The sequence below is a fragment of the Streptomyces sp. UF-297 genome (genome assembly GCF_058245575.1).
Genome location: NZ_JBSIBZ010000076.1, coordinates 1 through 23,099, shown reverse-complemented (window position 1 = coordinate 23,099; position 23,099 = coordinate 1). Strand labels below are relative to the sequence as shown.

The following is a 23,099-nucleotide window of genomic DNA, read 5'->3' as shown; positions in this document are numbered from 1 at the left end:
TGGGAATGTCCATGACATTCACAGTGGTGTCAAGAGCCCCAGGAGTACTTTCAGGCACAGGAGTTTGATTTTGGCCATGTGGCACCAGGCGCCCCGGGCCCGGCCCGCGCGGAACGGGCCGGGCTGATGGGCGCGGGTGTAAGCGGCTATAAAACCCGTCATCCGGGACATAGCTCTCGTGGCCCCCGCGTGCCAGGCGCGCGGCAACGCCCCTGGCAACCAAACGGAATTGTCCGGGCTAGCAGACGCCTCCTTGTTGACCACCGCCCTTGCGGCAGGGCAGGTAATCCTTGCCCATTAGCAGTTGTTTCCGGCGTGATGTCAAATGTCTCGTGCCCGGTCGTATGCCGTCGGACGAACGTGCCGCGCTGACCTGCGGCTGGAGTTGTTTCTTTGTTTTCCGTAACTCGTCCGGGAGTCCGATCCGGATGCTGCCGGATGCCGTGAAACAAGAAACGCTTGTGGAGGGTAAAAGGTTCCCGATCTTGGGAAATGTCAGGGAGTCAGGAACCTTTACCCAAAGGTCATGTCATTTGTGGATCCGGTGTTGGTTGTGAGCGGCTTGGGGTCGGGTGCATCATTGGCGAATTCACTCCTCCGGACGGCTGGGGCCGGGCAACGGCAATTGCCCGACACCGTTCTGACACTCCGGCGGAGTCGGGCTAGCTCGCACCGAACGGAAGGTTCTATGGCACGCCTCATTCCCCCCGCGGCCCTGTCGGCCCCGGCCGTGGTCATCGTCATCGTGGTCCTCGTCTTCACCACCGGGCTCCTCGCGCTGCTGTACGCGGGGCACGCCCCCGCCCACGCGGTCACGCTCGTGTACCTGGTGTCCGTGTCCGCCCTCGAAGTGGGCCGACGGGCCCAGGCAGTTGTGCGTCCCCGGATCTGAACGGCCCCTTGTCCGTCATCTCCAGCGGCCGGCGCCGGTCCGTACGACCGGTGCCGGCCGCCCGGCGCCGAACAGAAAACCGGAGATCACCCCATGGGGCGCCCCCAGAAAGAGATCGACTCCGACGACACCCCTGCCGGGCGCTTCGCCGCCGCCCTGCGCGCGGCCCGTGAACGAGCCGGAATGCCCGGCTACCGCACCATGGCGGCGCTGTGCCCGTACACGCACAGCACGCTGTCCAAAGCGGCCAGCGGGCAGCGCGTACCGAGCTGGGGTGTGGTCAAGGCCTACCTCGCCAGCCTGGGCAGCGGTGAAGACCTCGACCAGTGGCTGGAGTTGTGGAACCAGGCGATGGCGCAGGACCGGGGGGAGCCCGCCGGCCGTACCCGCCGCCGCGCCCGCCACGCGCGGCCGAGCGTCCCGGCCACCACCGCCCCCGCCGCCGACCCCGAGCAGGCCGACACCCCGGCGGCCTTCGTCCGCGAGCTGTGCATCCTGAGAACCTGGGCCGATCTGACGATGGAACAGATCTCCCGGCGCAGCCGGCAGGCGCCGCACTCCGGGCCCCGGCTGCCCGTCAGCACCATCAGCGACGTGCTGCGCCGGGAGAGCCTGCCCCGGCTCGCCTTCGTGGAGTCCTTCGTACGCGCCTGCGGCGGCAAGCGGGCCGATGTGCGTGCCTGGTCGGCGGCGTGGCAGCGGATCTCGCTGATGATGATCGTCAATCCGGTGGCACCGGGGAGGGACGGCGCGTGCGGGGCGGAGCGGTCCTTGGACGGCACCGGCCAGGAGGGGTACTGGACGGCGCACCGCCCCTCGGCGGATGTGGCCCGCCGCGACGGCGCGGGCGGGCGGGGCACCGGCGTGCCACGCCAACGCAGGCCCGACACACCGGACATGTACCGGGGGCTGCACCTGAAGTTCGAGTGGACTCCCGACGGCCCGCAGTGGATGCCCGGCGCCCCGCCGCACCGGACCGCGCCGTCACCGGCGGACGAGGAGCAGGCGGACCGGGCCGAGGCGGAAGAGGACCTCGTGTGCCCCGAGGACCCTTCGTGTCCCGAGGACCTCCTGTGGCCCGAGCCGGACTGCCTGCCCGAGGACGGCTGGCCGGGGCTGCACGCCGCCGGTTTCGACCTGCTGCGCGAGCTGCGGGTGCACAGCGAGACGGGCGAGGTACGCGTACAGGTCCGCTGCCGGGGCTGCGGTACGACGGACTTCGTCCACTGCACCGCCGCCGCCAAAGGGGCGGTCGCCTGCCCCTGCCGCCCCGTCGGAACGAGCGGCGGCGGACCGGCCTGAGCCCGCCGCCCCCGCCCCGTAGCAGAAGCCAACCCGCCTGTCTCCAGAGGGTCCTGATGACCTCTCAGAGACTTACGCGCGTCCCGCCCAGCTCCGGCGCCAGCCAACTGGGCGCCGCCGAAGCGAAGTCCGCCGGAGCCAGGGCTCCGGACCCCTCGGGCACCACGCCGACGAGCGGTGCTCCGGCCGCCTCCGGCAGTTCTTCGAGGTTGCAGCGGGAGGCGAGATCGGGTGCGGCGGGCCAGCTGCCGATGACGACCCCGGCGCACCGCAGGCCCAGGGAGCGCAGGGCCAGGGCGGTCAGGGTGGTGCTGTTGAGGGTGCCGAGGCCGGACTGGGCCACCAGTAGTACGGGCGCGCCGGTCAGGCGGGCGGCGTCCGCCAGGGTGCCGCCGCGGGCGTCGAAGCGTACGAGCAGTCCGCCCGCGCCCTCCACCAGCACCAGGTCGTGCGAGGCGGCCAGCTTCTCGGCGGCCTCGGCCACCTCCTCGGGGTGTACGGGCGTCATCCCCGCGCGCCGGGCGGCGGTCGCGGGGGCCAACGGCTCGGGGAAGCGCGCGAGTTCGGCCGTGGTGACCCGGCCGACGGTCGCGGTCAGGCGGGCGACCTCCTCGACGTCCCCGGCCTCGCCGGGGCCGACGCCGGTCTGGGCGGGCTTGAGCACCGCCACCGACCGGCCACGGGCGAGCGCCGCCGCGGCGAGCGCCGCCGTCGTCACGGTCTTCCCGATCTCCGTGCCCGTCCCGGTGACGAACAGTACCGACATGATGGGTGGTTCTCCTCAGCTCGCGCGGGCCGCGGCGCACACCGCGGCCCCGATCCGGGCCACGTCCTGGTCACCGGTGATGAACGGGGGCATGGTGTAGATCAGATCCCGGAAGGGCCGCAGCCACACCCCGTGCCGGACCGCGGCCCGGGTCGCGGCGGCCACATCCACCGCGTGGTCCAGCTGGACCACGCCGAGCGCCCCCAGCACCCGCACGTCCCGTACGCCCTCGATGGCGGCGGCCTCCGTCAGCCCGGCCCGCAGCCCGGTCTCGATCCGCTTGACCTCCTGGGCCCAGTCCTGGGACAGCAGCAGCTCGATCGAGGCGTTCGCGACCGCGGCGGCCAGCGGATTGCCCATGAAGGTGGGGCCGTGCGCGAGCACCGGCACCTCGCCCTGAGAGATCCCCTCGGCGACGGCCGCCGTGCACAGCGTGGCCGCCATCGACATATAGCCGCCGGTCAGCGCCTTGCCCAGACACATCACATCCGGGCTGATCCCGGCGTGACCGGCCGCGAACAGGGCTCCCGTACGGCCGAATCCGGTGGCGATCTCGTCCAGCACCAGCAGCACGCCGTGCTCGTCGCAGGCCTCCCGCAGCACGCGCAGATACGCGGGGGAGTGGAAGCGCATCCCGCCCGCGCCCTGCACCACCGGCTCCACGATCACGGCGGCCAGCTCATCGGCGTGCCGCGCGACCATCTCGCGCAGATGGGCGGCGTAGGACTCGTCCACGGGGGCGTCGAAGCCGCCGGGAGGCGCGTCCGCGAAGATCTGCCGGGGCAGTACCCCCGACCACAGGTGGTGCATCCCGCCGTCGGGGTCGCACACCGACATCGGCGTCCAGGTGTCGCCGTGGTACCCGCCCCGCCAGGTCAACAGGCGCTGCTTCGCAGGCCTGTTGAGGGACCGCCAGTACTGCAGGCACATCTTCACGGCGACCTCGACGGCCACCGAACCGGAGTCGCACAGGAAGACGTGCTCCAGCGGCTCGGGGGTGATGTCGACCAGCCGCTTGGACAGTCGCACGGCGGGCTCGTGGGTGAGCCCGCCGAACATCACATGGCTCATCCGGTCCAGCTGGCCGCGCACGGCCTCGTTGAGCACGGGGTGGTTGTAGCCGTGCACGGCCGACCACCAGGACGACATGCCGTCCACCAACTCCTCGGCGCCGTGCACCGGTTCGGCCAGCCGCAGCCGTACCCCGGAGGCGGAGTCCACGACCAGGGGGTCCTGGCGGCCGGGCATGGGGCCGTACGGGTGCCAGACGTGCTGCCGGTCCAGCGCCACCAGCTCCTGAGGGGGAAGCTGCCCGGGCGCGGGTGCGGTGAGGTGCTCAGGCATTGGGCGGCAGCTCCGTCCCCGCGCCGCGGCGGCGCACCGCGACCAGGTCCGTACGGGCCTCCTGGGGCGGGACGTCGGCGGGCGCGTGCCCGGAGTCCTGGCCCGCGCCGTCCCCGCACGGCCCGCAGCCGCCGGTGTGCCCCGAGCGGCCCCCGGCCTCGGTGCCGTGCCCGCCGCAGCCGCCCGCGAGCGCGTCCGCGCGGTGCCGGGGCAGCGTCGTGGTGTCGGTGCCCTCCACCTCGAAGCCCGCGTCCGCGATCATCGCCAGGTCGTCCTTGCCCGCCTGGCCCTCACTGGTCAGGTAGTCGCCCAGGAAGATGGAGTTGACCAGGTGCAGGGCCAGCGGCTGCATCGAGCGCAGATGCACCTCGCGCCCGCCGGCCAGGCGTACCTCCACGTCCGGGCACACGAAGCGCACCATCGCCAGGATGCGCAGGCAGCGCTGCGGGGTGAGGTTCCACTCCTTGGCCAGTGGCGTGCCCTCGAAGGGGATCAGAAAGTTGACCGGCACCGAGTCCGGGTCCAGGGCGCGCAGCGAGAAGACCACGTCCACCAGGTCGGCGTCGCTCTCGCCCATGCCCGCGATCAGCCCCGAGCAGGCCGACATGCCCGCCGCCTGCGCCTGCTGGACGGTCGAGACGCGGTCGGCGTAGGTGTGGGTGGTGGTGATGTCGCCGTAGGTGGCCTCGGAGGTGTTCAGGTTGTGGTTGTAGGCGTCCGCGCCGGCCTCGCGCAGCCGCGCGGCCTGCCCGTCGGAGAGCAGCCCGAGGCAGGCGCACACCTCGACGTCCTGGTTGTGCTCCTTGATGGCCGCGATGGTCTCGGAGACCCGGTCCACGTCGCGGTCGGTGGGCCCGCGCCCGCTGGCCACCAGGCAGACGCGCTTGGCGCCGCCCGCCACGCCGGCGGCAGCGGCCCGGGTGGCCTCGTCCGGCTTGAGCCAGGTGTACTTGAGGATCTCCGCCTTGGAGCCCAGGCGCTGCGAGCAGTACGAGCAGTCCTCGGGGCACAGCCCGGACTTGAGGTTGACCAGATAGTTGAGTTTCACCCGCCGTCCGAACCACTGGCGGCGTACCTTTCCGGCCGCGGCCACCACATCGAGCAGGTCGTCATCGGAGGTCGCCAGTACGGCGAGGGCCTCTTCGCGGGTCGGCAGCTCGCGCCGCAACCCCTTGTCCACCAGAGCGTTCAGCAGGTCCATGGCGCCGATCTTGGCTCACGGCATCACCCCCGGCCAATGGAGGAATCCCACAACAGCACCCGATCGCCCTGTGGGCATTGCCACACTGTGAGCGAACGTAACGACCGCTAACGTCTATCGACAGCCCACAAACAGCAAGGAAGCCGATGCCCCAGGATCCCTCCCGCGCGCACGGCGCGGAGCCCGTCAGCGCCCCCGCCTTCGACCGCGGCCCCGGGCGGGCCTTCGACTGGCTGGACCAGGCGCACCGGCACCGCCGCGACCAGGGCCTGGTGCGCACCCTCCGGCCACGGCCGGTGGACTTCGGGCTGCTGGACCTGGCGAGCAACGACTATCTGGGGCTGACCCGGCACCCCGAGGTCACGCGCGGCGCGGCACAGGCCGCGCACCGCTGGGGCGCGGGCGCCACCGGCTCGCGCCTGGTGACCGGAAGCACCGAACTGCACGCCAGGCTGGAGGCCGAACTCGCCGCGTTCTGCGGCTTCGAGGCGGCCCTGGTGCTCTCCTCCGGCTATGCCGCGAACCTCGCCGCCGTCACCGCGCTCACCGCCCGCGGCACGCTGATCGTCTCCGACGCGGGCAACCACGCCTCCCTCATCGACGGCTGCCGGCTCTCCCGAGCGGAGACCGCGGTGGTGCCGCACGCCGCGCCCGAAGCGGTACGCAAGACCCTGGACGGCTTCGAGGGGCGCGCGGTGGTCGTCACCGACGCGGTCTTCTCCGTCGACGGCGACGCCGCTCCGCTGCCCCAACTCTCCCGCGTCTGCCGGGAGTTCGGTGCCGCGCTGCTGATCGACGACGCGCACGGGCTCGGCGTCCTGGGCGACGGCGGCCGGGGCGCGCCGTACGCGGCGGGGCTGGCGGGGGAGGGCGACGTGGTGGCCACCGTCACGCTCTCCAAGTCCCTGGGCAGCCAGGGCGGCGCGATCCTGGGCCCGGCGCGGGTGATCGAGCATCTGGTCAACACGGCCCGCACCTTCATCTTCGACACCGGGCTGGCCCCCGCGGCGGTGGGCGGCGCGCTGGCCGCGCTGCGCCTGCTGCGCCGTGAGCCGCAGCGCGCCCTGCGGGCCCGGGAGGTCGCCCGCGAACTGCACCGGCGCCTGACGGCCGAGGGGCTGGCGGCGCACCACCCCGACGCGTCGGTGGTGTCGGTACGGGCCCCCTCGCCCGAGGCGGCCCTCGCGTGGGCGGCCGACTGCCGCACGGCCGGAGTGGTGGTGGGCTGCTTCAGGCCGCCGTCGGTGCCCGACGGCATCTCCCGGCTACGGCTGACCGCCCGCGCCGACCTGAGCGACCGTCAGATCCAGGAGGCGGTCGACGTGATCGTGGGGACCGCGCCGACCGCCTGATACAGCAATGGGTCAGCTCTCGTTCGTGAGAAGGGGGTTGCTCACCTGGGTGAGGAAGGCGCTCCATGCGTCAGGGGTGAACAGGACGGCCGGTCCTGAGACGTCCTTGGAGTCGCGCACGGCGAGCCGGCCCTGGACGAGGGCCGTCTCGACGCAGTTGTTCATTCCGGTGCTGCGGCTGCTGCGCCGCCAGTGAATGCCGGTGAGAGCGGTGCTGGAGGGTACGTACCGAGGCAGTGCTGACATGGTGCCTCCTCGTGCGCCATCGCGGGACGGTCAGGCCCCGGCGATCCTGGCAATGAAATCCGACGACTTCCCGTACGAGAGGGCGCGCCCCCGCAGCGTGTCGAAAGCGTCGCTGTACGCCCTGAGGTCTTCTTTCCGTTCCAGGTAGAGGCTACTCGTCAAATGGTCGAGAACAACCACATCCAGGTCGGCAATGAGCGGAAAAGAGAAGATAACGAAAGGTCCGGTGATGCCGATGTGAACGCCGGACGAGAACGGCAGCACTTGGATCCGCACATGCGGCAGTTGAGCCACCTCGAGAAGATGCTTTAGTTGAGCGTTCATCACTCCGGGGGCGCCGACCTCGCGGCGTAGTACCGCCTCGTCCAGCACCGCCCACAGCGCCAGCGGGCGTCTGCCGTGCAGCACCGCCTGCCGTGCGGTCCGCACGTCCACCAGAGCGTCGATCTGCTTGTGCGGCAGCCCGGAGAGCGCCGCACGGGTCACCGCGCGTGCGTAGTCGGGGGTCTGCAACAGCCCGGGGATCACGGTCGTTTCCAGGGTGCGGGCGCGGCACGCCTCCGCCTCCAGGGCGATGAAGTCCCGGTAGGCGGGCGGCAGCAGGTCGCGGTAGGTGTGCCACCAGCCGCGCCGGACCGCCCCGCCCTCGTCGCCCGCGTCGCCCCCGCACAGCGCGGCGAGCAGGGCGCGCAGCTCCGCGTCGCCGACGGCGTAGGCGTCCAACAGGCGCTGTACGTCTGCTGGTTTGACCCCGCTGCGGCCGGTCTCGATCCGGCTCACCTTGGACTGGTGCCAGCCCACCAGGCGGGCCGCCTCGCCACTGGTGAGTCCGGCCAGCGAACGCTGGCGCCTTAACTCCTCGCCCAGTTTGCGGCGGCGCACCGCGGGCCCGTACTGCATATCCCCTCCTCGCGGTTCATCACGGTCGGCAGTGTGGTGTGCGTGCCCGGCTTCGGAGGGTCAGTGTGCCGCCCAAATCCGGTCTCGCGTAGCAGAGTTCACCGCTTCGGGCGACAGATATATGCACATCGTGGTGGATGGCCCACAACAACGGCAGCATGAGTGGCAGTCTGGCGCAAAGCAGCACTCCGAAGCGGATTCGGTGTCCAGGCTTCCTCGGCAGCGTGCCGGAACCGGACCCGGGGCCGGGCTTCGGCTGGGAAAGGGACGACGTCGCGATGGCAGACCACCAGGAATCCTCACTCACCCTGCCGAGCGCCCCGGGCTCGGTCACCCTCGCCCGCAGATACGTTACGGGTGTCCTCGCCGAATGGGGCCTGCCGGCCGAAGCGGAGGCGGCGGACGTCATCCGGCTGATCGTCTCCGAACTGGCGACCAACGCCGTGCAGCACACCTTCGGCCTCTCGCCGACCTTCACCGTCGAGGTCCGGCTCGACCGGGACGAACAACTGCGCATCGGCGTCACCGACAGTCACCCGCGCTGGCCCCAGCGGCTGCCCGCCGCCGTACAGCAGGACAACGGCCGCGGCATGGTCATCATCCGCTCGCTGACCGCCGAGTCGGGCGGCAGACTCATGGTCGTCCCCACCGCCGCGGGCGGCAAGACCGTCTGGATCGTCCTGCCGTGGACCGTCGCCGTCCCCTGACCCGCCCTGGAAGGGCGCTGGCTGACGAGAGTGCTGGTCGACAAGAGCGCTGGTCGACAAGAGCGCGCCGCGCACGGGGTGCCGCGCGGAAACGTTACGCGGGGCCGGTGCACCCAGGCGCCGGGCGGGCCCGCTACGGGGACACGTTCCGGGCGAACGCCCCGCGCAGCAGCGCGCGCAGAGTCTGGGCCGCCGGATCGCCGGCGCCCGGACGGTAGGCCACCGAGATCACCCGCCGCAGCCGCGGCGGGTCCAGCAGCCGCGTGCCGAGCGGCGTCACCGACCCGCTCGCCATCATCTGCGGCACCACGGCCACCCCGAGCCCCGCGCTGACCAGCGCGCACACCACCGCGTAACTCGGCGTCTCACAGCGCACCGCCTCGCTCGCCCCCGCCTCGGCCAGCGCCGCCTCCAGAGCCCGCCGATTGGGGTCGGCGGGCGCCATGCGCACCAGCGGCTGGCCCGCCAGAGCGGCCAGCGGCAGCCGCCCCGCGCCGGCCGACAGCGCATGGCCGGGCGCGGTGACCAGCACCAGCTCCTCGGTCAGCAGCGGCTCCACCAGCACCCCCTCCGGCACGGGCAGCTCCTCCCCGGGCTCGTAGGCGTGGGTCAGCGCCAGATCCATCTCCCCGCGCGCCACCGCCTGCGTCCCCGCGGGCGGGGTGTACTCCGCCACGCTCAGCTCCACGTCCGGGTGCGCGCGGCGGAACGCGCTGAGCGCGGGCGGCAGCAGATGCATGCCCGCCGTCATGAAGGTCCCCACCCGCAGCCGGCCGCCCGCCAGCCCGGTGAGCCGGTTCAGCTCGTGCCGCGCCTGGTCCAGCTCGTCCAGCACCCGCCTGGCCCGTACGAGCAGCAGCTCACCGGCCGCCGTCAGGCGCGCCCCGCGGTGGTGGCGCACCAGCAGCGCGGTGCCCGCCTCCCGCTCCAGCTTGGCCAGCTGCTGGGAGAGCGCCGGGGCGGTGTAGCCGAGCCGGGCCGCGGCCCGGGTGATCGAACCGGCCTCGGCCACCGCCACCAGGGCGGCCAGCCGCGTCGGGTCGTACATACAAAGAACCTCTTAAGGCAGACCAAGAACATTGCCAATACCCATTAAAGGCTTCCGGGGGAGAGGCTGGAGCCATGGACGGGCAGCTGATCACTTTCACCGGAGTCGCCGCGGGCATGGTCGCCATGCCGGGCGCGGACTTCGCGGTCGTGGTGCGCAACGCACTGGGCTCGCGCCGGGCGGGGGTGGCGACCGCCGTCGGGGTCGCGGGCGGGCTGCTGGTGCACACCGCGCTGGCGGTGGCGGGCCTGGCCGCCGTGCTCGTCGCCGTACCCGCGCTCTTCCGCGCCGTCCAACTCCTGGGCGGCGCCTATCTGTTGTACCTCGGCGCCCGGTCGCTGGCCGCGGTGGTGCGCAGGCCCGCGGCCGACGCGGCACACGAGGCCGCTCCGGCAGCCCCGCAGGGCGCCGCGCACGGACTGCGCCAGGGCTTTTTGACCAACGCGCTCAACCCCAAGGCCCCGGTGCTCTTCCTCAGCCTGCTGCCGCAGTTCGTCCCGGCGGGCGAGCCCGCCGTGCCCCGCACGCTGCTGCTCGCCGGGCTCGTCGTCGCCCTGGCCCTGGTGTGGTTCCCGGCGGTGGCACTGCTGGTGGACCGGCTCGGCACCTGGCTGCGCCGCCCCCGTACCGCCCGTGCCCTGGAGGCGGTCACCGGGGCGCTGCTGACCTGTCTGGGGGCGGCCCTGCTGCTGGATCCGCTGCTGGCCTGACGTGGCCGTTGAGGTGTCCGAGCACGAAGGGCAGCAGCGCCCACAGCCCGCCGCACACCGCCAGCGTGGCGATGCCCGCCGCCACCCCGGCGCCGCGCCCGAGCACCACGTCCACGACCAGCAGCACGGCGCCCGACAGGGACAGCGCCAGCACCGCCATGCCGATCGCCGTCAGCCGTGAGGACACCGAGACGATCAGTGCTTTGGCCCCCCGCCGGAACAGCACCCGGTGCACCGCGGCGGGCGCCGTCAGCAGCACCGCGGAGAGCACGGCCATCAGCAGTGTGGACACATAGGTGGTGCGCTGCACCGCGTCCAGGGCCATGAAGCGGGGAGTGAACGCCAGCGTCAGCAGGAACGCGAACAGGATCTGCACGCCGGTCTGCAGCACCCTCAACTCCTGCAGCAGCTCGGCGAAGTTGCGGTCGTAGCGCTCCATGGGCGTCTCGTCACGGCCCTGGCATGCACCGGTGCCCGCGGAGTCGGCGCCGTCGGCCGGCTGCCGCGGTCCAAAGGGGCCGCCGGGGCGGCCGCTGGGCAGTCTCATGCCCGCCGGGTAACCGCCGGGGCCAGGATCAGTCCCGGTGCGCTACGGGCGACGCCCCGGGGCCCGGCGCGCCGCGGCGCGGGCGGCCCGGCGAAGGGCGGGGTGGAGGGGGGTGCGGGACGGGCATCTGGGCTTCCTCGGGTGGTTCACAGAGATACGGGGCCGGGCTCAGCCGAAGGACTTGCCGTGCAGTTGGGTGCGGGAGGTGACGCCGAGCTTGGGGAAGACCTTGTAGAGGTGATAGCCGACGGTACGGGGGCTCAGGAAGAGGCGGACGGCGATCTCGCCGTTGCTCAGACCCTGCGCCGCGAGCCGGATGACCTGCAGCTCCCGGGCCGTCAGACGCATGTCCTCCTCGGTCTGTGCCGGTGCCGTCTCGGGGCGGGCGGCCCGGTCGCCGGCGGCGCGCAGCTCGGCGCGGGCCAGCTCCGCCCACGGCGCCGCGCCGATCCGGTTGAGCTGGTCCGAGGCCTGGTGCAGCTGCTCGCGGGCCAGCTTGATCCGCCGGTTGCGGCGCAGCCACTCCCCGTACAGCAGATGGCACCGTCCCGTCTCGAACGACGAGAGGCCGGAGTCCTCCAGGGCGCCGAGGAAGAGCTGCTCGGCCTCGTCGCCGCTGGCCAGCAGCGCCTGGCAGCGGCGCCAGGTGGAGCGCAGATGCGGATCGCCGCCGACGGCGGTGTCCAGGCGGTCGTCGTACTGGGCCAGGACCTTGCGGGCGCGCTCGGGCTCGCCCGCCCGTACGCAGGCCTCGACGAAGTCGGGGACGGCCAGCCGGCGCAGCATGAAGTGCCCCGCCGACCCTCCCTGCTCGCAGATCTCGCCCAGCAACTGGGCCGCCTGGTAGGGCTGGCGGGCGGCGAGCGCGTTCAGCCCCAGCGCCCAGTGCCCCAGCGCCACCGCGGAGGCGATCCGGCGCGGCACCGAGATCTCCAGCGACGCCCTGGCCAGCTCACGGCAATGGTTGCCGTCACCCCGCGCGGCCGCCAGCCAGGCGAGCATGGCGCGCAGATGGGAGGCGGCGCCGAGCTGTCCGGTCTCCAGCGCGATGGCGAGGGCCTCGGTGCCGTTGGCGGTCGCCACCGGCCAGGGCCCGGTGACCAGTTGGAGCGCCACCAGCGGGGCGAGGGACATCGGCAGCGAGCCGATCGCGCCGCCGCCGCGCAGCGTGTCGACCGCGCACTGCAGGGAGTCGCGCAGCGGCTCGGTGGCGCCCAGCAGATGGGGCAGGAAGGTCGGCGGCCACACCCATGGCTTGGGGTCGTTGGGGGTCAGCCAGGTCCCCGGTATGCGCGCCGCGCTGTCGGCCGGGTCCTCCCGGCCGCCGTCGGCGCCGTCCGCCAGCGCGCCCAAGTAGCGAAAGTGCGCGGTGAACTGCTCGGTCTGGGCGGTGCGGGCGGTCGGCAGCTTTTCCAGCAGGTCGGCGATGTGCGCCAGGCGCGCCGGGTCGTTGGCCACCCACGCCGAACGGCCCGCCATCACCAGCGACTCGCACGCCAGCTGCGGATCGGCCTCCTGGACCAGCCGGGCCGCCTCCAGCAGCGTGGCGCAGGCGATGGCGGGGTCGCTGGAGGCGTGCACGATCGTGCTGCGCATCAGGACCAGCCGGGCCCGCAGCGCGGGGACGTCGGCCAGCGGCTCGGCCTGTTTGAGCAGCGCCTCGGCCTGCCCCGCCTCGGCGGACTTCCACGCGCACTCCGCCGCGTCGATCAGCAGCCGCGCCTGGCGCCGGGGGGTGGTGGAGAGCGCGGCGGCCCGGCGCAGCGCCTTGGTGGCGGTGGCCACGCCGCCGGTGCGCCGGGTGCGGTCCGCCATCTCGGCCAGCAGGTGCGCGACCCGGTCGTCGGGGCCCATCGCGGCGGCGGCCAGATGCCATACGCGGCGGTCGTCGCGCTCGCCCAGCACCTGGGCCAGCGCGATATGGGCGGCCCGCCGCTCGCTGTGCAGCGCCCCCTGGTAGACGGCCGAGCGCACCAGCGGGTGCCGGAAGCGCACCCGGTGCTGGTCCAGCAGGATCAGCTCCGCCGCGGACGCGGCGGACAGCTCGTCCATGGCCCGCTCGGGGTCCTCGGCGGCCCGCAGGATCACCGTCAGGTCGCCGTCGTTCTCGGCGGCGGCCAGCAGCAGCGCGTTGCCGGGCTCGGCCAGCAGCCCGACCGCCCGGTGCCTGAAGAGCCGCTGGAGCCGTTCGGTGAGCGGCAGTTCCTCGGGCAGCGCGGCGGCGCCGCCGATCTGCTCGGGGCTCAGCGCGCCGGAGAGCTCGACCAGCGCGAGGGGGTTGCCGCCCGCCTCGCGCAGCAGCCGCTCGCGGGTGGCGGGCGCCGCGTCGGGCAGCCGCTGGGTGAGCAGTGACTGGGCGGCGCCCGGCTCCAGCGGCCCGACCCGCAGGTCGGGGATGCCCGGAGCGGGGAAGGGCTGCGCTCCGTCGCGTACGGCGAAGATCACCGCCACGCCCTCCGCGCCGAGCCGCCGTGCGACGAACAAGAGGGCGTCGGTGGAGGGGGAGTCCAGCCACTGGGCGTCGTCCACCAGAAGCAGGAGCGGGGCATCTCTGGACGCCTCGGACAAAAGGGTGAGCGCGGCCAGGGCGACGAGGAACCGGTCGGCGGGCGCGGTGTCCATGCCGAACGCCGAGCGCAGCGCGGCGGCCTGTGGCTCCGGTAATTGGGGCAAGGAGGACAGCAGTGGCCGCAGCAGCTGGTGCAGGGCGGCGAAGGGGAGCTCGGCCTCGCTCTCCACACCGACCGCCGAGAGCACCCGTATGTCCGGTTCCGCTTCGCGTGCGGTTTGCCGTAGCAACGTGCTCTTGCCGATGCCTGCGGGCCCGCGCAGCACCACCGAATCGCTGCGCCCCTGCCGTACCGCTGCCGTGATGCGTGCCAAGGCGCTCTGCTCACACTCCCGTCCGACCAGCATCCCAGGCGTCCTTTCGTAGGTGATCGTGTCGTCTGACGGATGCATTGACTGATGTCACCGGTTTTATCCGCCCGAAGCTGACCGTTTTGATGCTTCCTTGCGACTGGCAAGGCTCGTCAACTGACAGATGCCTTCGGGTCGATCACTGACGGAGGCTGGCAGCCACAGTCGGCCCGCCGGTGGGAGACCGAGCGTCGGCGCGACTGCAACGGGACTGTTCTCACGAGGAATTCACACCTGACATGGGTGGGTATATGCCGGTATCTGAAGTTGATTCGCGTCAGCCTTTCCACGGGGAGGAGACGGGCGAACCCCAGCCCCTGAATCTGTACGAGGTGCTGGAGGGTCGGCTGGACTCCGGCGAACTCCAGGCCGCCGTACGCGCCGTTGTGGACGCGTACGGCGGGCAGCACGCCGCCCCCGAGGCCGTGTACGGCCCCGACCACTCTACGGTCCGTATCGACGGCGCCCGGCTGGACATCCACAGTCGGCCACTGCCCGACGCGGCCCCCGCCACCCTGGACCCCGTCCTGTCGGGCCCCGGCGCCCGGCAGATCCTGCTCACCGCCTCGGGCACCCCCTCCGCCCGCGCCCGGGAGCTCTTCGCCGCCCTGGTCCAGGAGACCGGGAACCGGGCCCGCTGCTACACCCCCGCCGAAGCCGCGTCCATCGTCGCGGGCATGCCCCTGGTGGACCGGTACGCCACCCACGAACCGGCGCTCGCCGAATGGGCGTTGATCTTCCGCGACCACTACGTCGAAAACAGCGTCGGATTCCTGCTCGCCATGGAGCGGGCCGGACTGGACCCCCGGTGGATCTACGCGCTGTCCAAGGGCGACCGCACCGCGCACCGCGACCGGGTGCACGCCTGGTTCCTGCACCGCGGCTACGCCAGCGACATCCTGGACAACTCGGTGATCAACGGCACGGCCGACACGGCCCAGCGCGCCCACGCCCTGGCCGTCGACGAGAGCGTCGCCGACTTCATCTCCCGCGCCCACGCCGCGGGCCGCAAGGTGCTGGTGATCGACGACGGCGGACTGCTCGCCCAGGGCTACGGCGCCGACGGCACCCGCGCCGAGCGGGTGGACGCCGCCATCGAGCTGACCGTCAGCGGCCTCAAGCGCATCGCCGCCGCCCCCGGCGAACTGTCCGTCCCCGTACTGAACATGGCCAGATCTCAACTGAAGAGCCGGCTGGGATACAACGAGATCGCCGACTCCTGCATCCGCAGGCTGCGCGCCATCGTCCCGGGCGAGAAGTTCATCGGCCGGCATGTGCTGCTGCTGGGCTACGGCACGCTCGGGGCCAGGGCGGCCCACACCCTGCGGGCCCTGGGCTGCCGGGTCACCATCGTCGACACCGACATCCTCGCCCTGATCACCGCGGCCGAGGACGGCTTCGAGACCTACCGCACCACCGCCGAGGCCCTCGCCCACCGCGCCCCCTTCCTCATCGTGGGCAGCAGCGGCGGTACGGCCATCACGGCCGAGGACGTCCCGCTGCTGCCCGACGGCGTCCTGCTCGCGGGCTTCGCGACCAAGGACTTCAGCGTGCTCAGCGAGGGCTACCCGGGCGCCACCGCGACCCCCGTCCCGCACGTGGGGGTGCGCTACGCCCTCCCGCACCACACCACCGCCACGCTCCTGGGCGACGGCCGCTCGCTGAACCTGTTCGAGTACGAGGGCATCGCCAACCGCGGCTACGACGCCTACCGGGCCGGCACCCTGCTCGCCGCCCTGAAGCTCTGCCGCGACCTCAAGGAGTTCCCGCCCGGCATCCACCTGCAGGCCGTGGACCAACTCATCGACGAGGCCGATCTGTTCACCGCGTACTACACCCAGTACCTGTGCGGCGACTCGGCCCCCATCGGCACCCGCGAATTGTCCCGCCCCGTCACCGGTGAGGAGACCCATGCCTGGTAGGCCGCAGGTGTGCGTCGTCGGATACGGCGTGGCGGGCCGGCTGCACCACCGGCTGCTGGACGGCCTGGGCATCGCCGTGTCCGTCGTCGACCCCACCGCGCACGCGCTGACCACGACCGTCCCCGTCGCCGCCCGCATCCAGGACGTGCCCGCCGACCGGCGGGTGGACGTGTGGTCGGTGTGCACACCGACCGCGACCCATGTGGAGACCGTGGCCGCCCTCCTGGCCCGCGACCCCGAGGCCCGCATCCTGGTGGAGAAGCCGGTGTGCCGCTCCTGGGAGGGCCCCGAACTCACCGCCCTGCTGGAGAAGTACCCGCACGCCCGCCTGGTGGTGATGAACCAGTACGCGCACGCCCAGGGTCCCGCCGTGCTCAAGGCGGTCAAGAAGGAGTTCGCGCCCCGCACGCCGGTGGACGCCATCCGTATCGCCTTCTCCAAGGACCGCCGCGAGGACATCGAGCAGGGGCGCTTCGTCGACCGCGACTACGGCGTATTCGGCTACGAGTGGCTGCACATGCTCGCCCTGCTCGGCGCCCTGCTCCCCGCCGAGGCTTACCACCGCTACCTGCTCGGCGACCCCGCCCACGACAGGCTGCGCATCAGCCCGGACCCGCAGCTGCTGAGCACCGCAGCGCACGACACCGTACGGCTGGCGGCGGCGGACCCCTCGGCGACGGCGCCCACGGAGGTCGAGCTGTACTCGACCATCGTCGGCCCCGACGCCGCCCCGGGCGCCCCGGCCCCGCGCTGGGCCAGACGGCCGGGCCGGGCCGCCGACAGCCGCCAGCGGGTGGCCCGCGTCGAGGCCGGAGCGGTCCGCCTCACCCTGGAGCTGGACCCCGTCAGCCTGCCCAACGGCACACCGCTGCCGCGCAACATGCACCGGCTGACCATGGACCGGCCCGACGGCCGCCGCGAGTGGCTGATCAACGACTCCCCGATGGAGAACGCGCTGCGTCACGCGGTGGCCGCGCTGCTGGCCCACCGGGAGCGGCCCGAGCTGGACCTGCGGCCCATCGACCGCATCACGGCGCTGGCCGCGCTGGGCCGCACCGGCGCCTCCGCCGCCGCCGTCCCCGCCGCCCTCCCCACCCGCCTGTGAGAGCCCTCCCGACTGTGAGAGTGAAGCGCCCATGAGCCGGATCTGCCTTGTCATCCCGAGCAACAAGTTCGACCAGTACTTCATCCAGCTGCCCCTGGACGCGGTCACGGCCGCAGGGCAGTTGCGCGCGGAGGGCCACACCGTCAGCGTGTGGGACCAGCGCCTCCAGGAGCGCCCGGCCGGACCCGACGGCTACGACCTGCTGATCGTCTACTCCGCCATCGCCGACCGAGCCCAGTGCTACCCGCTGGAGCTGGACCCCGTCCGCGCCGCCCTGGACCGCGCCAAGGCCCTGTACCCCACCGCCCGTACGGTCGTGGTGGGGGCCCACGGCACCCACCTGCCCGAGTCCACCCGGGCCGAAGTGGGCGCCGACCACGTCGCGCTGGGCGAGACGGACTCGGCCACTGTCGGCGCCGTCCGCAGCCTGCTGGCCGGCCAGGACAGCGCCGTCCTCGGCGACCCCGCCCCGGCCAACCTGCTGACCAGCCCCGACACCAAGCCGCGGCCCTACCCCAACATCCCGCTGGAAGAATTCGCCTTCCCCGCCTACGACCTGGTGCCCACCGCGAGCTACACCGCCGAGGTCATCTCCGGCGGACTGCCGCTGCCCGGCCCCTGCGGCATGGTGCTGGCCGCCCGCGGGTGCACGTACGGCTGCACTTTCTGCCATCTGCCCTTCGGCACCCGCATGCGCAACCAGCCGCTGGACCGCGTGGTCAAGGAGATCGACGCACAGCAGGCCGCGGGCCTGGACTTCGTCTTCTTCCTCGACTACGTCTTCGGCATCAACAAGTCCTTCTACCGGGACCTGTGCGGCCGCCTGGAAGGCCGCGGACTGGGCTGGGTCGGCCAGACCCGCGCCGAGGTCGTCCTGAAGAACGACGTCACCGAATGGGCCAGGGCCGGCTGCCAGGGCATGTGGCTGGGCGCCGAGTCGCCCGCCATCGCCGACACCGGCGTCCACAAGCGCGTCAGCGAGGAGCAGATCGCCCAGGCCGTCCTCAAGCTGCGCGACGCCGGCATCACCCCGTTCGCCTTCATCCTGCTGGGACTTCCCGAGGACCAGGCCTGCATCTCCGGGCGGCTGGTGGACTGGGCGGCCTCGCTGCCCGCGTGGTTCGGCATCAACCAGCTCTATCTGCGCCCCGGCACCACCCTGTACGAGCAGCTCGCCGCCCGGCACAACGGCGGGACCATGCCCACCACCTGGCGCGAGGTCCAGGACGTCACCGCCCACTACCGCCGCACCTACCCCACCGACCTCGACCTCCAGCAGCAGCGGCTGACCGAACTCCCCAACTACCTGGGCAACGCCATTGTCCCCGTGGCGAGCTGAGGCGAGCGTGCTGAACTTCGCCATCATCGGCTGCGGGTCCATCGGCGGATTCATGGGCCGGCTGCTGACCCGCACCGACCAGCCACTGGCAGGACGCGCCCGACTGGCCGCCGTCGCCGCACGGGACACCACCCGCGCCAAGGAACTCGCCGCCGACCTGGGCTGCGACGCCCACGGAGTCGCGGACCTGCTCGCCCGCACGGACATCGACGCCGTCCTCGTCTGCACCCCCAGCGGCACCCACGCCGAACTGGGCATCGCCGCCCTGCGGGCCGGCAAGCACGTCCTGGTCGAAAAGCCCATCGACGTCTCCCCACGGGCCGCCCGCCGGCTCATCGCCACCGCGGAAGCGACCGGACTGCGCCTCGGGGTCATCTCCCAGCACCGCTTCGACCCCGCCGCCCAGGTCGCCCGGTCCGCCATCGCGGACGGCAAGCTGGGCCGGATCACCTCGGTGCTCATCGAGGTGCCCTGGTGGCGGGAGCAGTCCTACTACGCCTCCGGGTCCTGGCGCGGCACCCGCGACCTGGACGGCGGCGGCGCCCTGATGAACCAGGCCGTGCACGCCGTCGACCTGGCCCAGGCGCTGGCCGGGCCCGTCGTGGAGGTCGCCGCGCACACCGCGCTGCTGGCCCACCGGAGCATCGAGGTCGAGGACGTGGCCACCGCGAGCCTGCGCTTCTCCGACGGCGCCCTGGGCGTCCTGCTGGCGACCACCGCCGCCTACCCGGGGCGCACCGCCCGCCTCGCGGTCAACGGCGACCGCGGCTCGGTGGTCATCGACAATGACGAACTGGCCTACCTGCACGCCGCGCAGGAGGGCGAACGGGCCGCCGCCTACGGAGCGTTCGGGGACGGCAACCAGGCCGACGCCTGGCGGCCGCGCACCGAGCAGGAGCCGGTGCGCGACCGGATCGGCCTGCTCTACCAGCCCCACCACGACCAGCTCGTGGACTTCTGCGAGGCCGTACGCACCGGCCGCGCCCCGCTGGTGGACGGCGAGGCCGGACGGCAGGCGCTGGACGTGGTCGGCGCCGTCTACGAATCCAGCCGCACCGGCACGCCCGTCCGGCTCGGCGGCACCGCACCGCATGTGAAGGGGAGCACCTCGTGACCGAGACCGCGCAGCACACGCCGGACAGTCAACTCAAGGAGCACCTGGCCGGACTCTTCGACCGCAGCGCCCCGACGTACGAGAACGTCGGCGTCTCCCACTTCAACGACCTGGGCCGCCAACTGGTCCAGCACGCCGGGCTGGTGGCGGGCGAGCGCGTCCTGGACGTGGGGTGCGGCACCGGCGCCGTACTGGTGCCCGCGGCGCACGCGGTCGGCCCCGGCGGCGCGGTGACCGGCATCGACCTGTCCCACGGCATGGTCGACAGGGCCCGCGCGGCCATCGCGCAGGAAGGCCTGACCAACGCCCGCGCCCTGGTCTGCGACGCGGAGAAGGCCGACTGGCAGGGCGTGGCCGCGAACGGCTCCTACGACGCCGTGCTCGCCGGGATCTCGATGTTCTTCTTCCCCAACCCCCGCCAGGCGGCCGCCCGCTACCGCGAACTGCTCGGCCACGGCGGCCGGTTCGCCCTGTCCTGGTGGGGCCGCCAGGACGAGCGGTGGGCCCCGGTCTTCGCCGCCAGCGCCCCCTTCGGCGGCGCCTCCTCCCACCGGCTGCCCCAGGACAGCCCGTTCACCTCCATCCCGGCGCTGCACACCATGCTGGAGGAGGCGGGTTTCGCCTCGGTGGAGACGGCGGTGGTCCCCTGCGTGACCCGCTTCCAGGGCGCTCAGCAGTGGTGGCGGTGGGTGTGGTCGACGGCGGGCCGTACCTTCTGGGAGAGCGTGCCCGCGGAGTCGATGGACGCGGCCACCGCGGCGGTCAACGCCGAACTCGCCCGGCTGCGCGCCCCCGACGGCAGCCTGACCAGCACGAACATGGTGCGTTTCACCGTCGCCAGGACAGAGCGATGAACGAGGCCACCACCGCGCGGGCGGGCCGTACGGCCCCGCCCGCCGGGCTCACCCTCTTCTGCGCCGACTGGCTGCGCAGCGCACAGGAAGTGACGGCCGCGAGCGCACCGGAGGAGTCCACGGCGCTGCGGATGGGCCTGAGGATCACCGACGCGCCCCGCGAGGTGGCCCGGGAGGTCCTGGTCCTCGTCGACACGGACACCGGGCGCCTGAGCTTTCGCGCGGGGGAGTGGGGCGAGCGGCCCCTGCTCACCCTCGCCCTCGGCCTCACGGATGCCGCCGTCCTGCTCTTCGGGGACGCCGAGCAGCGGGTGCGGCTCTTCGAGAGCGGCGGGGTGCACCTGGAGGGCATCTTCCTGTACCTCTTCTTCCTGGACCGCCTCCTCCAGCAGGACCCGACCGGCGTCATGGCCCAACTGCGCGCCCTGACCGCCGGTGTGCCGTCCCCGACGGCCGCGCCGTGGCCGCCCGCCGCCGCGCCCGCCTCCGTACGGGAAGCCGCCGCGGGATACGGCGCACAGGCCGAGGCGGTGCGCACCGCCGCCGACACGCTGCCGCGCACCATGGCCGCCCTGCAGCGCGAGCTGGGACGCACCACCCCCGGCGCCCAGCTCTATGTCTCGCACGCCGCCACCGGCACCGAGATCTCCGTGGCCGTGGGCGAGGCCCGCCCGGGAGTCGCCTTCACCCGGGACTCCCTGCCGATCTGGTACTGCTGCTCCAAAACAGTGGGCGCGGTGGCCATCGGGCAGCTGTGGGAGCGCGGCCTGCTCGATCCCCTGCGGCCGGTCGCCGACTACCTCCCGTGGTTCGCCGGCGAGGGACGGGAGAGCGTCACCCTCTACCAGATCCTCACCCACACCACGACCGTCCCGCTCGGCCTGGACCCGCTGCACGGCACCATGACCGCACCGATGGACCTGCGCCGCGAACTGCTGGCGCGGATGAAGGTCCCCACCGATACCGCGCCCGGAGCGCGGATCAACTACTCGCCGTGGTGGGGCTGGTTCCTGCTCTCCGAGGTCGTCAGGGCCGTGGACGGCCGCAGTTACGAGCAGTACCTCACCGAAGAGGTGCTGGCCCCCTGCAAGATGAGCGACACCCGCGTGGTGTTCGACCCCCAGGAGTACCGCAGACTGGCCGCCGAACTTCCCCTGATCCACATCACCGGCGGCGGCCTGCCCGCCCAGCCCACCCACTGGTACGCCACCGAAGCCGCCTGCACCCGCCCCATCCCGGGCCTGAACCTGCGCGGCCCGATGTCCGACCTGGGCCGCTTCTTCGAGGCGCTGGCGGCCGGCGGCCAGGGCAGCGGCGGACGGATCCTGCGCCCGCAGACCGTCATGGCGCTCACCGCGCACCTGCGGGTGGGCCTGACCGACCCGTTCGGCAACGCCGACTGGGGGCTCGGCTTCCGCATGGAGTCCCACTACCTCGGCGAGGCCTGCACCGCCTACAGCCGGCACGCCTCGCTGCGTACCTTCGGCCACTACGGGCTGTGGACCTCGGTGGCCTTCGCCGACCCCGACGTCGGGCTGGTGGTTGCCCTCCACCTCAACGGCAAGGCCTGGCAGGACGAACACCAGGCGCGCACGATGGCGATCGGCGACGCCGTCTACGAAGACCTTCAACTCGTGTGATCACCCGTGATGACCAGGAACGGAGAACCACAGATGACCGACCCGCAGCACACTGCCACGGCCGAGGACGGCTCGCCGCACGCCATCATCGATGTCGCCGTGGCCTTCTGGAAGTCCAAAGTGCTGCTGAGCGCGGTGGAGATCGGGGTGTTCCCGGCGCTGGCCGAACGGCCCGCCACCGGCGCTGAACTGTGCGAGAGGCTGGGCATAGCCGGCCGCGGCGCCGCCGACTTCCTGGACGCCCTGCTGTCCATGGGCCTGCTGGAGCGCGAGGCCGGCACGTACCGCAACTCCCCGCTCGCCGCCCGCTATCTCGACCCCGCCAAGCCCGCCACCGACATCTCCGGATACCTCGCCTTCCTCAACGCCGGCTTCGGCTGCTGGACGGGCCTGACCCAGGCTCTGCGCAGCGGCGGCCGGCTCGACTTCTCCGCGGCGCTGGCCGCCTCCGTCGGCGAGGACCAGAGCGCGGCCGGCGACCCGAAGCTGGTCGGCGCCGACCCGGGCAGCGACACCTTCGGCGAGGCCTTCGCGGCGCCGGACCAGGTCAGCGGCTTCCTGCGGGCCATGACCGGCTACAGCATGGGCGCCAACCAGGCCATCGGCGAGCGCTTCGACTGGTCCACGGCCCGGACGGTGGCCGACGTCGGCTGCGCCGAAGGCTCCCTGCTGGCCCAGGTCCTCACCCGCCACCCGCACCTGGAGGGCATCGGCTTCGACCTCCCCGTGGTCGGCACCGGCTTCGAGACCCACACCAAGGAAGTGGGCATCGCCGACCGGGCTCGCTTCGCCGGCGGCGACTTCTTCCACGACCCGCTGCCCACCGCCGATGTGATCGTGATGGGACACGTCCTGCACGACTGGGACCTGGACACCAAGAAGATGCTCATCCGCAAGGCGTACGAGGCGCTGCCGGACGGCGGCCGGCTGCTCGTCTACGAGTCGCTGATCGACGACGACCGGCGCGAGCGCACGACCGGCCTGCTGATCAGCCTCAATGTCTCGATGGTCTCCGCGGGCGGACTGGGCTACACCGGCGCCGAGTGCCAGGCCTGGATGCGCGAGGCCGGCTTCCGCGACAGCGTCGTCGCCCCGCTGGACGGGCCCGAGCACATGGTCGTCGGCACCAAGTAGCCGCCCCGGCGGGGGGGGGGGGGGGGGGGGGGGGGGGGGGGGGGGGGGCGGGGGGGG

At 72.7% G+C, this 23,099-nt stretch carries 20 protein-coding genes; 12 read left to right on the top strand and 8 right to left on the bottom strand.

What is annotated here, in order from left to right:
• Nucleotides 1-688 precede the first annotated feature (688 nt).
• Nucleotides 689-892 (top strand): hypothetical protein, encoded by a 204-nt coding sequence (locus AC4IJH_RS32770; RefSeq protein WP_490855566.1) that lies wholly within the window; start codon nt 689-691, stop codon nt 890-892.
• Between the two features lie 93 nt (nt 893-985).
• Nucleotides 986-2,194 (top strand): helix-turn-helix domain-containing protein, encoded by a 1,209-nt coding sequence (locus AC4IJH_RS32765; protein ID WP_490855565.1) that lies wholly within the window; start codon nt 986-988, stop codon nt 2,192-2,194.
• 64 nt (nt 2,195-2,258) lie between these two features.
• Here AC4IJH_RS32765 and bioD read toward each other — a convergent pair whose 3' ends face one another.
• Genes bioD through bioB form a run of 3 tightly spaced genes read right to left on the bottom strand, consistent with a single transcriptional unit; the run spans nt 2,259 to nt 5,505 of the window.
• Nucleotides 2,259-2,960, bottom strand: coding sequence for a dethiobiotin synthase (bioD, locus tag AC4IJH_RS32760; RefSeq protein WP_490855564.1), 702 nt, complete (start codon nt 2,958-2,960; stop codon nt 2,259-2,261).
• A 15-nt stretch (nt 2,961-2,975) separates the two neighbouring features.
• Complete coding sequence (locus AC4IJH_RS32755) at nt 2,976-4,304, bottom strand: adenosylmethionine--8-amino-7-oxononanoate transaminase (RefSeq protein WP_490855563.1); 1,329 nt, start codon at nt 4,302-4,304, stop codon at nt 2,976-2,978.
• On the bottom strand, nt 4,297-5,505 hold the full coding sequence (bioB, locus tag AC4IJH_RS32750) for a biotin synthase BioB (protein WP_490855562.1): 1,209 nt from the start codon (nt 5,503-5,505) through the stop codon (nt 4,297-4,299). Before bioB ends, AC4IJH_RS32755 begins: the two co-directional genes overlap by 8 nt.
• A gap of 146 nt (nt 5,506-5,651) precedes the next feature.
• On the opposite strand from bioB, the gene AC4IJH_RS32745 reads away from it, so the two are divergent.
• Nucleotides 5,652-6,857 (top strand): 8-amino-7-oxononanoate synthase, encoded by a 1,206-nt coding sequence (locus tag AC4IJH_RS32745; protein ID WP_490855561.1) that lies wholly within the window; start codon nt 5,652-5,654, stop codon nt 6,855-6,857.
• Between the two features lie 12 nt (nt 6,858-6,869).
• Here the strand turns inward: AC4IJH_RS32745 and AC4IJH_RS32740 are convergent, their stop codons facing one another.
• Both AC4IJH_RS32740 and AC4IJH_RS32735 read right to left on the bottom strand, forming a co-directional pair.
• Nucleotides 6,870-7,103: a DUF397 domain-containing protein gene (locus AC4IJH_RS32740; RefSeq protein WP_490855560.1), complete on the bottom strand. Its 234-nt coding sequence runs from the start codon at nt 7,101-7,103 to the stop codon at nt 6,870-6,872.
• Between the two features lie 30 nt (nt 7,104-7,133).
• Nucleotides 7,134-8,003: a helix-turn-helix domain-containing protein gene (locus tag AC4IJH_RS32735; protein ID WP_490855559.1), complete on the bottom strand. Its 870-nt coding sequence runs from the start codon at nt 8,001-8,003 to the stop codon at nt 7,134-7,136.
• A 278-nt stretch (nt 8,004-8,281) separates the two neighbouring features.
• Between AC4IJH_RS32735 and AC4IJH_RS32730 the strand changes: the two genes are divergently transcribed.
• Nucleotides 8,282-8,710: an ATP-binding protein gene (locus AC4IJH_RS32730; RefSeq protein ID WP_490855558.1), complete on the top strand. Its 429-nt coding sequence runs from the start codon at nt 8,282-8,284 to the stop codon at nt 8,708-8,710.
• A gap of 133 nt (nt 8,711-8,843) precedes the next feature.
• Here AC4IJH_RS32730 and AC4IJH_RS32725 read toward each other — a convergent pair whose 3' ends face one another.
• Nucleotides 8,844-9,758 (bottom strand): LysR family transcriptional regulator, encoded by a 915-nt coding sequence (locus tag AC4IJH_RS32725; protein ID WP_490855557.1) that lies wholly within the window; start codon nt 9,756-9,758, stop codon nt 8,844-8,846.
• 74 nt (nt 9,759-9,832) lie between these two features.
• On the opposite strand from AC4IJH_RS32725, the gene AC4IJH_RS32720 reads away from it, so the two are divergent.
• The gene (locus AC4IJH_RS32720; RefSeq protein ID WP_490855556.1) at nt 9,833-10,468 is read left to right on the top strand and encodes a LysE family translocator; all 636 of its coding nucleotides are present in this window, start codon (nt 9,833-9,835) and stop codon (nt 10,466-10,468) included.
• On the opposite strand, the gene AC4IJH_RS32715 is transcribed toward AC4IJH_RS32720, so the two are convergent.
• Both AC4IJH_RS32715 and AC4IJH_RS32710 read right to left on the bottom strand, forming a co-directional pair.
• On the bottom strand, nt 10,407-11,015 hold the full coding sequence (locus AC4IJH_RS32715) for a DUF6328 family protein (protein WP_490855555.1): 609 nt from the start codon (nt 11,013-11,015) through the stop codon (nt 10,407-10,409). The two genes, AC4IJH_RS32720 and AC4IJH_RS32715, sit on opposite strands and share 62 nt — an antisense overlap.
• 168 nt (nt 11,016-11,183) lie before the next feature.
• A complete protein-coding gene (locus tag AC4IJH_RS32710) occupies nt 11,184-13,931 on the bottom strand; it encodes a helix-turn-helix transcriptional regulator (protein ID WP_490855554.1) in 2,748 nt (915 codons plus the stop codon).
• 335 nt (nt 13,932-14,266) lie between these two features.
• Here AC4IJH_RS32710 and AC4IJH_RS32705 point away from each other — a divergent pair, with 335 nt between their 5' ends.
• From AC4IJH_RS32705 to AC4IJH_RS32675, 7 genes are read left to right on the top strand one after another with little or no spacing between them, the layout of a single operon-like run.
• The gene (locus AC4IJH_RS32705) at nt 14,267-15,856 is read left to right on the top strand and encodes a Rossmann-fold NAD(P)-binding domain-containing protein (RefSeq protein ID WP_490855553.1); all 1,590 of its coding nucleotides are present in this window, start codon (nt 14,267-14,269) and stop codon (nt 15,854-15,856) included.
• A complete protein-coding gene (locus AC4IJH_RS32700) occupies nt 15,846-16,961 on the top strand; it encodes a Gfo/Idh/MocA family oxidoreductase (protein WP_490855552.1) in 1,116 nt (371 codons plus the stop codon). The genes AC4IJH_RS32705 and AC4IJH_RS32700 overlap by 11 nt, the downstream gene beginning before the upstream one ends.
• A 31-nt stretch (nt 16,962-16,992) precedes the next feature.
• On the top strand, nt 16,993-18,300 hold the full coding sequence (locus tag AC4IJH_RS32695) for a B12-binding domain-containing radical SAM protein (protein WP_490855551.1): 1,308 nt from the start codon (nt 16,993-16,995) through the stop codon (nt 18,298-18,300).
• Between the two features lie 7 nt (nt 18,301-18,307).
• On the top strand, nt 18,308-19,414 hold the full coding sequence (locus AC4IJH_RS32690) for a Gfo/Idh/MocA family protein (RefSeq protein ID WP_490855550.1): 1,107 nt from the start codon (nt 18,308-18,310) through the stop codon (nt 19,412-19,414).
• Nucleotides 19,411-20,268, top strand: coding sequence for a class I SAM-dependent methyltransferase (locus AC4IJH_RS32685; protein WP_490855549.1), 858 nt, complete (start codon nt 19,411-19,413; stop codon nt 20,266-20,268). Before AC4IJH_RS32690 ends, AC4IJH_RS32685 begins: the two co-directional genes overlap by 4 nt.
• Nucleotides 20,265-21,908 (top strand): serine hydrolase domain-containing protein, encoded by a 1,644-nt coding sequence (locus AC4IJH_RS32680; protein WP_490855548.1) that lies wholly within the window; start codon nt 20,265-20,267, stop codon nt 21,906-21,908. Before AC4IJH_RS32685 ends, AC4IJH_RS32680 begins: the two co-directional genes overlap by 4 nt.
• Nucleotides 21,909-21,941: 33 nt before the next feature.
• Nucleotides 21,942-23,042: a methyltransferase gene (locus AC4IJH_RS32675; RefSeq protein ID WP_490855547.1), complete on the top strand. Its 1,101-nt coding sequence runs from the start codon at nt 21,942-21,944 to the stop codon at nt 23,040-23,042.
• Nucleotides 23,043-23,099 lie beyond the last annotated feature (57 nt).